Here is a 13,567-nt window from a genome sequence, read left to right as displayed (position 1 = left end):
GCGCCAGAACGGTTCGCTGTCGCCGATCTACGCGATGTTCGGCCAACTACTCGACGAGCCGAGCGAGTCGACTGACGAGGCGGAGCGCGAGGAGCGTCTCTACAGACGCTGGCTCGCCGGTCGTGACATCGATGTTCCGACGGAGACGGTGGCCCGGTTCGAAGCGCGACTACACAAGGGGCAGAAGTGACGGGAACTGCAGCGCAGGAGGCAGTGCCAGTCAATCTGCGACTGGACCTGCTTTTCAAGGTCTGGCGCACCGAGGATGGCTCGGAGCGAAGCCCCGAGTCTGTGGCATCGGACGTCACTACGGCTCTGGGCAGGCACGTCACCGCACGCGACATCGCGGCTCTACGCGAGGGGACGCGTACTGCCACACGAGACATGCTTGAGGCGATCTCGACCGTGTTCCCGTCGAGCAGCAGTTACCTACTCGATGACTCGGCAGCGCCGAACATTCACAGCCAACTCAGTTTGATCGAAGAGGTGCTCCATGGGGGGATCACCGGCATGAGGCTCCGAACAGGTGACGAACGTCTTCGCATCGAACATCTCACGGATCTCTTGGCCGACTTGCGCCGCGCGCGCGAGGCCGGCCCCTAACAGCGTTCGATTCGCACATTCCTGGGGGGGAAATGACATTCTCAGCACATGATGTGATCGTGGCTGCCCGCGCCGTCGAACTCTTGGTTCCGAGCCCGTGGAACAGAACAGCCTTCCTCGAAGCCCTGTCGCATCACAGAGGTCGGCCGATCGCGCTCGTTCCCATCGACGCGGTGACGCTGCAGGGCTTGCCGTGCGGACTGTGGCTGCAGTTCCACGACCATGACGAAATCGTCTGTCACGCAGACTCATCGAGCTACCACGTCGACCAGACGATCATGCACGAAGTCGGACACATGGTGCTGGGTCACGGGGGATCGACAGCTGCAGACACGACGCTCCGCGATCTCTGCCCCGACATCGACCTCGATGCACTCGAATCGGTCATGAAGAGATCGAACTTCGATGACGATCAGGAAGGCGAAGCCGAGACCTTCGCTGATCTGCTGATGTCGGCAGCAGTGTCGCGCTACAGGCGTTCCTCCGCGATGCATGATTTCTTGGGTCTGACGTGACGTCGTCTGTGCCGATATTGGTGTCATGCCCACTGCTGCTGTGGAGCGTCGGCATCCTCGTCGCGAGGCTTGTCTTCGTAAGCCGAACTGCCACCTCGCGTCTCGTCAATGTGGCCCTGGCGCTGGGGATTGCGTCTGGTCTCGCTCGTGAAGGAGCCATCCAATCGGCGGTGGCGTCAGCGACCGGCGCCGTGATCGACGTGCCGCTGATCCAGCAACTCGGAACCGTGGCGCTCCTTTTGGCACTTGCGCCACTGATCGCTATTGCCCTCCGCTGGCGACGGCCTGAGAGACATGCTGCGACGACCACAGCGGTGATGATGATTGCCCTTGCCAGTGGAGCGCTGATGATTGTCGTCGGTTCCGCGGCGCGGGTCTCTGGCGAGTACATCGATGTCCGGCCGGGTTGGCGGACGGCGGTGTACTTCGCGTGCTTCTTTGCGTGGGCAGCGTTCATGCCGTATCTGTACCTGCGTGTCTCTGTGGAGGAGCTGCGCCGCGGTCAGCTGCCGGCACAGGTGTCGTTGGTGTTCTGGCTGTTCGCGATCGTGGCCGTGTGGGGGTTGGAGGAGGCTATCTCGATCTTGCTGATGGGAGTGTTCGCAGCAGCCGGACTCGCTCCGGACTTCGTGACTCTGCGGGTGACGCTGAACGAGGCCAGCTACACCTACTTGCTGGCTTTAGCCACTTTGTGCGCGGCATTGCCTCTCTGGCGAGCGGTCACCGAGTCGCTGGGCGTCGACCGCTGGTCCCGGTCGATCCGTTCCCTGACGCCGATGTGGTCGGACCTCATTCGGACCTGTCCGGAGGTCGTCCTCCGTCACCCGTCTCCGCAGTCCTCACCCGTGCATCGAGTTCATCGCATGTGCGTGGAGATCAGGGATTCACTGAGTCTGCTGGGCCGTTATGTGGAAGACCTCCCTGACGCGGTGTCGGTCGACGACAAGTCAGCCGCGGAGGTCTTCTACCGTGCAGCACATAGACGACGCGCCGACGCGCCGCCCGGAGTGTTCACCAGAGTTCCGATCGAGCCGTCTGCCGACTTGAAGCAAGAAGTTCGAGTACTTGCCGCCATCGGTCGGTGCTGGCCGACCGAGCCGAGATTCACCGTGAGAATGCAGGGGGAGCAGAGATGATCGATAACACCGTAGGGCCTGTTCGAGCGGTGGACCGCGTGCTGCCACATCCACCGCGACGGCTACCGGTGCTCGGCGACGTCCTTGATCTGCACGTCACCGAGTCCAGCCAGTGGGCGATGCGTGATGCGCAGAAGTACGGATCGATCTACGAACGCAACGTGTTCGGAACCCGCGTGACGTACGTGTCGGGACCCGTCGAGGTCGCGGCGGTGAACGACGAGACGACGTGGGCCAAGTTCCTCGGTGTACCCATGGGCAATCTCCGGGCAGTGGCCGGTGATGGGCTGTTCACCGCCTACAACTCGGAACCCTCCTGGGCAGCGGCCCACGCGATTCTGGCACCGGCGTTCTCACAGTCGTCGATGCGCACGTATCACGACACGATGGTGGGGATGACGAAGCAGATGTTGTCCTTGTGGACCGCCCGTGGGCCAGAAGCTTGGATCGATGTACCGGCGGACATGAACAAGCTTGCTCTCGGAGTGATCGGCGAGGTGGCCTTCGGCTACGACTTCGGATCGTTCGACGACGCAGCACCGCACGAGTTGGTGGTGCGGATCTCTCGGGCGCTGAAGTACATCAACCGGGCCGCGTACTCCCATCCGGCTGTCGAGGCGACCATCTACAGACGTGAACGCAACCAGCACCGAGACGACATCGAGGTAGCGCAACGACTCGTGGACGACATCGTCGCGACGCGGCGCGAGCGAGACGCCCCGGGGAGCGGCGATCTCCTAGACCTGATGCTGAGCACTGCGAACCCGGCGACGGGGGAGCGGTTGTCCGACCAGAACATCCGCAACCAGATACTCACGTTCCTGGTTGCGGGCCAGGAGACGTCAGCCGGTGTGATGGCGTTCGCTCTGCATTTCTTGTCGACCCGTCCGGACGTGGTCGAGCGAATCCGGGAGGAACTCTCGGCGGTGTGCCCCGATGGTGATCTCCAGTTCGAGCACGTGGGCAAGCTGCGGTACCTGCGGCGCGTGGTCGACGAGACGTTACGACTGTGGCCGGTGGCGCCCGGTTACTACCGGAAAGCTCGTCGAGACACGATGGTGGGGGAGCACCCCTTCGAGAAGGGGGAGTGGGTGTTCGTGGTGTTGCTGCAACTGCATCGCGATGCGGCGTGGGGTGCTGATCCGGAACGATTCGACCCGGATCGGTTCGAGCGCAGTCGCGTTCCGGCCAACCTCGCTGATCTGTACAAGCCGTTCGGGACCGGACTGCGCGGCTGCATCGGCCGACAGTTCGCCTATCACGAGGTGCTTGTTGCACTTGCTCTCATAGTTGGTCGAGTCGACTTGATCGAGGACCCCGACTACTCACTCGAGGTAGACGAGACAGTCACTCTGAAGCCCCGAGATCTGTTTCTGCAGATCCGTAAACGGTCCGATCCGGTTGCGTAGCCCTGGGGCTTGTCTTGTTGGCGAGAAGGCAGTGCCACTGAGTAGGTAAGCGAAGAGTCGGAGTTCAATCTTGACAAAGGCTCTCGATATGCCCCCGGCTTCCTACCACCGCAGGCGTCGCCAGCAACGCCCCGGCAGACTTACTCTCCGATCGAGTTCGGGACAATTAACAGGGCCGCACACGCGGCCTGATCCAAACAACCCCACGCGTCAACCGAAATGGGGACAGTCCCCGGTGATGATTTTGATGCGTGTAAGATACAAAGCTACTTCTATTCGGCGACGAAAGCTCGTAGAACCCTTTGATGATCTCGTTGTTTCAGTACAACGCGCGGTAAACGGTTCTAAATTCTTCAAGCTCGACGCAGCGCGAACACTGCGAACGCTGACAGACAACGACCTCGAAGAGACTTGGGTCGAAGTTGCCGTGCGGGTCGCCAGACCCCAATTGGTAGCCGAATTGCGTCGCCGGACATAGCATCGCCAAGTTGGAAATCCGGTCGTTCTGGGTGAGCGCGGTTAGCCCTCCAATATTTGAACAGACGTCAATCTGATTGAGTGGAATCGCCCAGCCGTTCGAGGTTGTTCGCGGTCCAGCGGACGGGGCCGTACCGGGCCGGACTACACGGTCAGGGGTAGAACGGGGCCGGTCGAGACCAGATTTGGCGGGACCGGTCGCGGTCCGATTCGGTCGCGACGGTCCGTTCGACGGTGAACCCGGATTAGCCGGCCCTGCGCCCGATGTTCAGGGTGGTCGAGCCCGACAGCACCACACCCTCGTACAGGTCCGATCGTTCGATCAGAACGTGCTGCGCGGCAAACGATCCCATTGAGTGAGCGAACAAGAACAGCGGCAGGTCCGGGTACTCGCTGAGCAACGATTCTCCGAGTTGCTCGATGTCGGCCCACAGCCCGGCGAACGCAGCGGCACCGAAATCGCCTGGAGTATCGACGATCGACTGGCCGTGACCGAGATGATCGGAGGCAATAACGTGGAATCCCGCGTCGTTCAGCGCGGTCGCGAAGCGAGCGTAGCGGCTGCCGTGCTCGGCGAGTCCGTGCGCGATCTGTACGACGCCGCGAGCCGGATCGGCGGCCGTTGCCCAGGTGTAGGTGCTGATCTCGATGTCGTCCTGCTTGGATACGAACGACGAAGCGTTGGCCACGGTTACTCCTCGACACGGCGATGGGGACGAAACTCGAACCTATCGGCTACGCCCGCAGTACCGGGTCGAAATGCTCGACGACGGGGAACGCGAAAGCTCCCCGGACATCTTGTCCGGGGAGCCATGCCAGCAGGATCTACTTCGCTGAGACGCGCACGAGCTTCTTGTTCACGAACTCGTCCATGCCCCACGGGCCCAGTTCGCGGCCGACGCCGGAGCGCTTGACTCCGCCGAACGGCAGACCTGGCAGCGTGGTGCCGTGTTCGTTGACGAACGCCATGCCCACTTCGAGCTGCTCGGCCACGTCGCGGGCCTTGTCGAGGTCAGCGCTCCACACCGAGCCGCTGAGACCGTATGCGGAGGAGTTCGCCAATTCGATTGCCTGCTGCGCGCTTTCGACCTTGTAGATCACGCCGGCCGGTCCGAACAGCTCTTCGCTGTAGGCGCGCATGTCCGGGGTGACGTCGGTCAGCAATGTCGGCTGTACGTAGGCACCCGGTCCGTCGATCTTTTTACCGCCGGTCAGCAGCGTTGCGCCCTTGGCGACGGCGTCGTCGATCTGCTCGATCAGCGTGTCGGCGGCGGTCTGCGACGACAGGGGTCCGAGGGTGGTCTTCGCGTCCAGCGGGTCGCCGGTCTGCACGGCTTCGAACGACGCGACGAGCTTGGTGACGAAGTCGTCGTAGACCTCCTCGGCGACCAGGATGCGCTTGGCGGCATTGCAGGCCTGGCCTGCGTTGGACAGCCGCGCCCGGGTAGCGGATTCGACGGTGGCGTCCATGTCGTCGGAGTCGAGCAGGATGAATACGTCCGATCCGCCGAGTTCGAGGACGACCTTCTTGAGGTTGCGTCCGGCCGTCTCGGCGACGGAGGTTCCGGCCCTCTCACTACCGGTGAGCGAGACGCCCTGGACGCGGGAGTCGGCGATCATGTCGGCGATCTGGTCGTTGGTCGCGAAGATGTTGATGTACGCGTCCTGGGGGAGTCCGGCCTGCTGGAAGATCTCCTCCATCAGCAGTGCCGACTGCGGGCAATTGGGTGCATGCTTGAGCAGAATCGTGTTGCCCACCATCAGGTTCGGGCCGGCGAACCGGGCAACCTGGTAGTACGGGAAGTTCCACGGCATGACGCCGACGAGAGCGCCCACCGGCTTACGCTGCAGCACAGTGTCTTCCGCGCCGGGTACGTCGAGCTTCTCGTCCTCGAGAAGCGACGGGCCGTGGTCGGCGTAGTAGCGGTAGATGTTCGACGACAGTTCCACCTCGCCCTGGGATTCGGTGAGGGGCTTGCCCATTTCGAGCGAGATCGTGCGGGCCAGTTCGTCGGAACGCTCGGTGTAGAGATCGGCGACCTTGTGCAGGATGTCGGCGCGATGCTTCGGTGAGGTCTTGCGCCATGTCTGGAAACCGGCGTGTGCATCGGCAAGTGCACGCTCGACGCCGGCACCGTCGAGAGTCTCGAATTCCTTCACAGTTGTGCCGTCGGCAGGATTGACAGTCTTGTAGGTCGCCATACCCCGCTCAACGGTCGGGAGGGTGTCATTGTTCCGATTCGGGAAAATCGGATGCTCCGACGGTGGTCAAGGATGGGGCGGGGCGAAGTTGCGAAACCTTGTGGGCGTCCTACTGGTCGGTAACTTGGAACCCAGCGCTCGGGAAGCCTCTCGATGCCACGACAGTGACACATGTCGGTACGAACGGCCATGAACCGTCGTGAACCGGATCGGACGGTTGTGCTGTTCAGGCGGTGTTTCGCAACCCCAGGCGAACCCGCCTGAACGTCTATCGTCGTTCTCGTAATGAAAAGGTCAAGAGTTCGATTCTCTTAGGCGGCTCCACACAGTTCAGAAAAAAGCGGCCACGCGACACGCGTGGCCGCTTTCTCGGTCTCGATCCCCTGTCCTAGCCGTCGACACTCGTCTGCGCAGGAGCCTGTCGCACCGAGAACAGATTGCCGAACGGATCGAGCAGCTGGCACAGCCGTTCACCGGTGAAGACCGTCTTGGGTCCCCGGTGTGCAACCGCTCCGTGGGCTGTCCAGTCCGCGACGATCGCATCCACGTCGGTCACGGTCCAGTAGGCGGAGACTCCGGCCGGCCCCGACGAGTTGTAGTCGTCGTTCTCGTGCAGCGTGAGCCGCACCCCGTCGATGTCGAAGGCCACCAGTGCCCCGCCCCGCTGGATCGGTGTGCGACCCAGCCGGGCGGAGTACCACTCGACTGCGGCCTCGAGGTCGTCGACGAAGTAGAAGACGTTGCCGACGGGCCCGAGGGCGAGGGGAGTGGTCATCGGGCGAGGAAGTCGAGAATGTCTGCGTCCAGGGCCTTCTGGTAGTCGCCGTAGATGCCGTGCGGTGCGCCCGGGTACACCTTCAACGTGCCGTCCCGGACGAGGTCGATGGACTTCAGGGCCGCCGCCGCGATGGGGACGATCTGGTCGTCGTCACCCTGGGCGATGAAGATCGGGACCGTCAGCGCCTTTAGATCTTCGGTGAAGTCGGTCTCGGAGAACGCTTTCACGCAGTCGTAGGCGGCAGCGAGGTTGACGAGCATTCCCTGACGCCAGAAGTCGTCGATCGCGCCTTGCGAGACCGCGGCGCCGTCACGGTTGGCGCCGAAGAACGGCTGCGCGAGATCCTGGTAGAACTGCGAGCGGTCGGTCAGCACGCCGTCGCGGATGTCGTTCAGTGCCTCGATCGGAGTGCCCTCCGGGTTGGACTCCGACTTCAGCATGATGGGCGGGACGGCGCCGGCAGTGATGACGCGGGCGACGCGGGATCCGCCGTGCTGGGCGGCGTAGCGGACGACTTCGCCGCCGCCGGTCGAGTGGCCGATCAACGTCAGTTCCTGCAGATCCAGAGCCTCGACGAGCTCGGCGAGGTCACGGGCGTAGGTGTCCATGTCGTTGCCGGTGTAGGTCTTGGACGACCGGCCGTGTCCGCGGCGATCGTGGGCGATGGCTCGGTAGCCGGCGTCGGCGAGCAGCTTGAGCTCGACCTGCCAGGCATCCGACGACAGCGGCCATCCGTGGCTCAGCACCACGGGCTTTCCGGTGCCCTGCTCGGTGTAGTAGATCTCGGTTCCGTCGGTGGTGGTGATGTAGGGCATGGCGACCTCCAGGTTTCGTGGGTTCCGATCAGTGGCTGACGACAACGTTGCTGCTCGCCTGACCGGGGGTCGTCACGTCCGGCCGGGGTCTCGCACTACCGGTCGGCCGGTACGCCGAACAGGTGTTCCTCCTTCTCGGTCGTACCGGTCACCGTGTAGGACAGAGCCTCGGTCATCCGCTGGTGATCCGACTCGGTCCAGCGCTCACGGTGCTGCCGCTCGAGATCGCCCCACGACCGGGCGGTGAACTGCTCGACACGCAGAGACGGGTCCTCGCCGTTCCTGAACAGTGCCCAGGAGTACCCGCCGGTCCGGCGGCGAGCTTTCCCGACGGCCGCCATGGCGCGGTCGAAGTCGGTCGTCGAGTCGGGCCGCACCCGGTACGTCACCGAGACGACCACGGGGCCGTCGTCGGGTTCGGGTTCGAACATCACCATCGGTGTCGGCCACGCCGTCGACACCCCGCGCGGCAGCGTGCCGGTGTCGGCGCGCAGAGGCAGGACCGTGACGCTGGCGGCGGTGACCACCAAGAGCACCGCCGAGATCAGTAGCGCCGCAGCGAAACCGACGTGCGACGCGACCAGACCCCAGACGAACGAGCCCAGCGCCTGGGAGCCCATGAACACCAACAGGTAGATCGACATCCCCCGAGCTCTCACCCAGTGCGCGAGAGAGAGCTGAATCGCCGCGTTGAGTGTGGTCAGGGTGGCGATCCACGCGGCGCCCGACAGCAGCAGCAACGGGACGGCCGCGCCGGCGGGGAGGTAGGCCACGGAGACGACGCCGACGGCATAGGTGACCGCGGACAGTGCCAGCACGGCGTTGCCCGACATCGACTGTCGCAACCGCGGGTAGAGCGCCACGCCGGACACTGCGCCGACACCGAGCATTCCCAGGACGAGCCCGTACCCCGACGCGCCGAAGTGCAGGTGGCGCGACGAGGCCAGGGGCAGCAGGGCCCACAGCGCCGATGCCGGGAAGGCGAACAGGGCCGAGCGCAGCAGGATCCGGCGCACGATCGGTGCGGACTGCATGTAGTGCAGCCCGGTCAGCATGGACCTGCCGAGGCGCTCTCGGTCGACGGACCGGTCGTCTGCGGGCCGACGCCACCACACGAGCGCGCCGATGATGACGACGAACGTCAGGGCGTTGATGGCGAACACCGCGGCGGGTCCGGCCGCAGCCACGATCACGCCGCCGATGGCCGGGCCGACGGCGCGCGCACCGTTCACGGTCACGCCGCCCAGGGCGGATGCTGCCGGGATCTGTTCGGCCGGAACCAGTTCGGGTTGGATGGCCTGCCATGCGGGAGACGACAGCGCAGAGCCGCACCCCAGCATGAACGTCATCGCCAGCAACATCATCGGGGTCAGCACGTCGGTGAAGGCGAGCACCGCGGTGGCCGTCGCGGCGACGGCGGTGTACGTGCTGATCGCGATCAACAACCTGCGCCGATCGAGCAGATCGGCGAGTCCGCCGGCGAGGAGGGCGAAGAACAAGGTGGGCAGCAGGCTGGCCGTCTGCACGAGGGCGACCACGGTCGCGCTGCTGTTCTGCTCCACCAGGAACCACTGTGATCCCACCGTCTGCATCCACAGGCCGATGTTCGACACCAGCTGAGCGATGAACAGCGTGCGATACACCCTGCCACGCAGCGGCGCCCATGCCGAGGACGAGTGGGTGTCGGGGCCTGCGGCGAGGTCGGCGGTCATGGGTGGACCTTCCGGTCGGTCGATGCGTGCGCGGTGGCGACGATGCCGCCAGGCATATCACGACCACCGGGCGGTGTCGACACGGCGCAGCACGGGTCGTCCATCCGCCTCCTCGCGGTGAGGATGAAGCCCCCGAGCCACATCCTCGACGTGGTCACGGCGGCGTGAGGACCGAATCCACTGCATGCTGGAGAATGGCGGTCGCTCGGTGCAGCGTGGCGGGATCGGTGGGCATCGCCCGGTCCCAGAACAGGCCGTCGAGAACCGTGTTGAGGAACGCGGCGTTCAGCGACTGATCACCCTGTGGCGCTGCACCTTCGGCGGCGAGAATGTCGAGCCACTGCTCGACTCTCCGTTGCGCTTCCTCGGCGAAGGACGCGTAGGCGGCTCGGATGTCTGCGGTGGGTTCGGGTACTGCGAACGCCTCGACGGTGCTGATCAACGCGCGCCGCGCCTGCGCACCGACGGCAGGCACCAGGACCTGCTCGAGGCAGCGCACGAGGCGATCCCGAGCCGGTATCGATCGGTCGTGGATGACGTCGGCGTCCGGTGTCACCACGTCGTAGATCGTGGCGAGAACGGCCTCGCGCAGTGCGCGCTGGGTGGGGAAGTGATGACGGAGAGAACCCATGCTCACTCCGGCGCGCGCGGCGACCGATCGCACGCTGAGTGTCGACGCCGGGTCCTCACCGATCATCTCGCAGGCAGCGATGAGTATCCGCGCCCGCGTGTCCGGGCCGGGTTCCTCCGGTGTCGGCATCGCGTCCCCTCTGTTCCTCTGCGCTCGTTCCTGCTCTGAGCAGGACCGATCACGCGACCAGCACAATGTGCTAGCACGGTGTGCTAGCGTCGTCGCCATCGTTCGCGACAGTACAGCGTGCTAGTGGCACGGCCGGCGGAAGAGGAGCGAATCATGTTCGATCGAGTCAGGCGCCGCCGCGCGGCTCGTCGGGTGCGACCCGGCGACGGGCGAGCACTGCAGCCGTTCCGATGGTGGCAGTTGCTGGGACGTGCGCTGTTTCATCTCCCACCGTCGGGCCCCCATGAGCCGGAATGGTCCGTCGACATCAGGCACTGGCAGGACCAGGCCTCCGGTTCTGTCACGGCCGATCTGTACAGAGACGGTCTGTGCGAAGCACGGTCGGCACTGCCCGCCGCGTTCCCCGTCGGGGACGGCCGCATCGAGGTCGCGATGAGTGGTTTCGGTGTCAAGCGGTGCCATCTCGTCTCCGCTGACGGAAGCGAGCGGCAGCTGAGCCCCGACCCCCGCTCGGCCGAAGGGCGCCGGGCCCGATTCGACAGGCGGCACCCCGCGGCGAGTTCGGTCATCGGCGTCGTCTCGATCGCCCTCGTTCTCAGCGGAGTCCTGTCGCTCGCGGTGTATCTCGTCGAGACAGTGTCTCGAATTCCGCCGATCGCCGAGTCGGTCGGTGTCATCGCCGCACCGATCGATCTGCCGACGTGGTCGACGGTCGCCTCCACCGTCGGTGCCGCCGTGGGCAGCACGGAACGCGCTCTGCGACTGCGTTATCACTGGCTCGACGCCGCCGGCAACTGATCGGCCGTCGGCCACCCCTGCTACCGAATGGACATCCCGTGAACCGATACGACACGCGTACCGCTGCGGTGGCCGCGATCAGCCTCGTTCTCGTCGGCTGCTCGACGACCTCCACCGCGTCTCAGCCCGATGCCGCAGTGCAGCAACCATATTCCATGCCCGACCTCGAGTGGTCCTCATGTCCCGACGACGTCGGTGACCCAGCGGAGGAACCGTCGCGCCTGCAGTGCGCGTCGGTGTCCGTGCCGATCGACTACGACGACCCCGACGCTGGACAGATCGACGTCATGATCTCTCGGCTGCCCTCCCAGAAGCCGGAGGAACGGCGAGGGGTGCTGTTGCTCAACCCGGGCGGCCCCGGCGGTACGGGGCTCGACCAACCGACGTTCCTGGTGAATCGGGGCATGCCGCAGTCCGTGCTGGACAGTTACGACCTCATCGGCATGGACACCCGTGGGGTGGGCCATTCCAGTCCCATCAGCTGCGGCTTCACCGACGACCTGCACTACTACGGCGCAGTCCCGCCGTACGCGTACGACCAGGCTGCCTTCGACGAGCAGGTTCGTACTGCGAGAGAAGTCGCGCGCCGGTGCGCCGCCGAGGACGACGGCCTGCTGCGCCACGTGAGCACCGCGAACATGGCGCGGGACCTCGACCGCGTCCGAGCTGCTCTCGGCGAGGACACCGCGAGCTTCCTCGGCTACTCCTACGGCTCGGCGCTGGGCGCGGCCTATGCGTCGATGTTCCCCGAGAGCACCGACCGAATCGTGTTGGACAGCAACATCGGTGACACCCATCTCGATCGAGCCGGGATGCGGCGCTATTCCCGAGGAATGGAAGACACCTTCCCGGATCTCGCCCGGTGGATGGCCGAGCGTCACGACCGATACGGTCTCGGTGCGACCGAGGACGAGGTGCGGGCGACGTACTTCGACATCGCCTCCAGGCTCGATGCCACGCCCGTGAACGGGGTCGACGGTCGCTCGTTCCGTCTGGCCACCTTCGTCACGCTGTACAACCCGGCGACGTACGAGACTGCGGCCGATGCGTGGGTCTCGTACCGGGACGGCCTCGCGGCGGGTCAGGGTGGGGACCTTCCGCAGGGGGCTCCGGTACCGTCGGCCGGCGACAACTCGTGGTCCGTCTTCCTGGCGGTCACCTGCAACGACGTCGAGTGGCCGCACGACGTGACCACGTACGAGAATGCCGTCGCCACCGACAGGGTCGACTACCCGCTGTTCGGCGCAGCGGCGGCGAACATCATGCCGTGCGCGTTCTGGGCCCATGCCCCGACCGAACCCCCGGTCACCATCGACTCCGACGGACCGACGAACATCCTCATCGCTCAGCATCGACGTGATCCGGTCACGCCCTCGAGCGGCGGTGAACTGCTCGACGAGCGCTTCGGAGATCGTTCCCGGCTGCTCACCGTCGACGGCAGTGGGCACGGTGTCTTCGCACTCGGAACCAACCCCTGCGCGCAGGAGGTGGTCACCGACTATCTCGTCGACGGCACCATGCCGGAGAAGGACGCCCAGTGTCCTCGGGCGACGCAGTGAGCACCGGCTGACGCCGTGACATCTGTCATGACCGGTCGATGACAGTGTCACCGTATCCGGTGCACGCAGGCACTGGCAGCGGTCGGTCAGCTCGACGACTCTGGTTTGGAGAACACATTTGACCGGATCGACCGAGGCGCAAGGAGGGCGACATGACGAACCCGCCACACGACAGCACGCAGGACGCACCGACCACCGATGCCGGCGCGAGGGTGGTGGACAGTCTGGGTGGCACCAGCGGAATGATCCGCACCGCGATACCGGTGATCGTGTTCGTCGTCGCCAACTCGATCTGGACGCTGCCGATCGCGATCGGCGCCGCGGTGCTCGTCGCACTGGGACTGACCGTCCATCGCGTCCGAGGTGGTGAGTCGATCGCCGGGGCGAGCGGCGGTCTCGTCGGCGTTCTCGCCGCCGGCGCCGTCGCGGCGATGAGTGGCAGTGCGAGCGGCTACTTCCTCCTCGGCATCTGGACCAGCCTGGTGGCCGGCGTCGTGGTGCTCGCATCGGTGTTGATCCGCAGGCCGGTGACCGGCCTGCTGTGGAACGCGCTGCACGGCAACCGATATGCATGGCGACGGAACTCCTCGGTGCGCCGCGCCCATGACGTCGCCACTCTCACCTTCGCGGTGCTCTTCGGTGCCCGGTACCTCGTGCAGGACTGGCTGTACGACACCGACGCCACCGGCTGGCTCGCCGTCGCGAGAATCGCGATGGGTGCGCCGTTGTTCGCGGTCGCCGTGGTGGTCACCGTCTGGGCGTTCCGGCGTTCGACCACCCACTTCGTCCGTTGAGAGACACCA

The 13,567-nt window shown here is 65.1% G+C and carries 13 protein-coding genes, 1 tRNA gene and 1 pseudogene; 9 read left to right on the top strand and 6 right to left on the bottom strand.

The genetic code is table 11. The annotated features are described in order from the left end of the window. From HQ306_RS19845 to HQ306_RS19825, 5 genes and pseudogenes are all read left to right on the top strand, one after another. Positions 1 to 190 (top strand): annotated as a pseudogene (locus tag HQ306_RS19845) (hypothetical protein); the annotation flags it as partial. A gap of 23 nt (positions 191 to 213) precedes the next feature. Next, positions 214 to 603, top strand: a complete 390-nt coding sequence (locus HQ306_RS19840) for a hypothetical protein (RefSeq protein WP_222633222.1) — start codon at positions 214 to 216, stop codon at positions 601 to 603. 59 nt (positions 604 to 662) lie between these two features. After that, positions 663 to 1,118, top strand: coding sequence for a hypothetical protein (locus HQ306_RS19835; protein ID WP_308115526.1), 456 nt, complete (start codon positions 663 to 665; stop codon positions 1,116 to 1,118). Further along, on the top strand, positions 1,115 to 2,254 hold the full coding sequence (locus HQ306_RS19830; protein ID WP_222633221.1) for a DUF6545 domain-containing protein: 1,140 nt from the start codon (positions 1,115 to 1,117) through the stop codon (positions 2,252 to 2,254). Before HQ306_RS19835 ends, HQ306_RS19830 begins: the two co-directional genes overlap by 4 nt. Further along, a complete protein-coding gene (locus tag HQ306_RS19825; RefSeq protein ID WP_222633220.1) occupies positions 2,251 to 3,663 on the top strand; it encodes a cytochrome P450 in 1,413 nt (470 codons plus the stop codon). Before HQ306_RS19830 ends, HQ306_RS19825 begins: the two co-directional genes overlap by 4 nt. Before the next feature lie 722 nt (positions 3,664 to 4,385). Here HQ306_RS19825 and HQ306_RS19820 read toward each other — a convergent pair. Next, on the bottom strand, positions 4,386 to 4,829 hold the full coding sequence (locus HQ306_RS19820) for an alpha/beta fold hydrolase (RefSeq protein ID WP_308115525.1): 444 nt from the start codon (positions 4,827 to 4,829) through the stop codon (positions 4,386 to 4,388). Between the two features lie 136 nt (positions 4,830 to 4,965). Continuing rightward, on the bottom strand, positions 4,966 to 6,342 hold the full coding sequence (locus tag HQ306_RS19815; RefSeq protein ID WP_222633219.1) for an NAD-dependent succinate-semialdehyde dehydrogenase: 1,377 nt from the start codon (positions 6,340 to 6,342) through the stop codon (positions 4,966 to 4,968). Between the two features lie 256 nt (positions 6,343 to 6,598). On the opposite strand from HQ306_RS19815, the gene HQ306_RS19810 reads away from it, so the two are divergent. Continuing rightward, a tRNA-Tyr gene (locus HQ306_RS19810) sits at positions 6,599 to 6,666 on the top strand. Positions 6,667 to 6,730: 64 nt separating this feature from the next. Here HQ306_RS19810 and HQ306_RS19805 read toward each other — a convergent pair. From HQ306_RS19805 to HQ306_RS19790, 4 genes are all read right to left on the bottom strand, one after another. Then, positions 6,731 to 7,117 (bottom strand): VOC family protein, encoded by a 387-nt coding sequence (locus HQ306_RS19805; protein ID WP_222633218.1) that lies wholly within the window; start codon positions 7,115 to 7,117, stop codon positions 6,731 to 6,733. Further along, on the bottom strand, positions 7,114 to 7,935 hold the full coding sequence (locus HQ306_RS19800) for an alpha/beta fold hydrolase (RefSeq protein WP_222633217.1): 822 nt from the start codon (positions 7,933 to 7,935) through the stop codon (positions 7,114 to 7,116). Before HQ306_RS19800 ends, HQ306_RS19805 begins: the two co-directional genes overlap by 4 nt. A gap of 95 nt (positions 7,936 to 8,030) precedes the next feature. After that, on the bottom strand, positions 8,031 to 9,647 hold the full coding sequence (locus tag HQ306_RS19795) for an MFS transporter (protein ID WP_222633216.1): 1,617 nt from the start codon (positions 9,645 to 9,647) through the stop codon (positions 8,031 to 8,033). Positions 9,648 to 9,801: 154 nt separating this feature from the next. Next, positions 9,802 to 10,407 carry a TetR/AcrR family transcriptional regulator gene (locus tag HQ306_RS19790; protein WP_222633215.1) on the bottom strand — a complete coding sequence of 202 codons (606 nt, stop codon included), beginning with the start codon at positions 10,405 to 10,407 and terminating at the stop codon, positions 9,802 to 9,804. 153 nt (positions 10,408 to 10,560) lie between these two features. On the opposite strand from HQ306_RS19790, the gene HQ306_RS19785 reads away from it, so the two are divergent. From HQ306_RS19785 to HQ306_RS19775, 3 genes are all read left to right on the top strand, one after another. Further along, positions 10,561 to 11,205, top strand: a complete 645-nt coding sequence (locus HQ306_RS19785; protein ID WP_239532493.1) for a hypothetical protein — start codon at positions 10,561 to 10,563, stop codon at positions 11,203 to 11,205. A 38-nt stretch (positions 11,206 to 11,243) separates the two neighbouring features. Next, positions 11,244 to 12,764 (top strand): alpha/beta hydrolase, encoded by a 1,521-nt coding sequence (locus HQ306_RS19780; protein WP_222633214.1) that lies wholly within the window; start codon positions 11,244 to 11,246, stop codon positions 12,762 to 12,764. 152 nt (positions 12,765 to 12,916) lie between these two features. Continuing rightward, positions 12,917 to 13,558 carry a DUF3159 domain-containing protein gene (locus tag HQ306_RS19775; protein ID WP_222633213.1) on the top strand — a complete coding sequence of 214 codons (642 nt, stop codon included), beginning with the start codon at positions 12,917 to 12,919 and terminating at the stop codon, positions 13,556 to 13,558. The last annotated feature ends 9 nt before the right edge of the window (positions 13,559 to 13,567 follow it).

Source organism: Rhodococcus sp. BP-160 (assembly GCF_019836205.1).
Classification (GTDB): domain Bacteria; phylum Actinomycetota; class Actinomycetes; order Mycobacteriales; family Mycobacteriaceae; genus Rhodococcoides.
The sequence above is the reverse complement of the archived record's forward strand: the minus strand, read 5'-3'. Positions and strand labels throughout refer to the sequence as shown.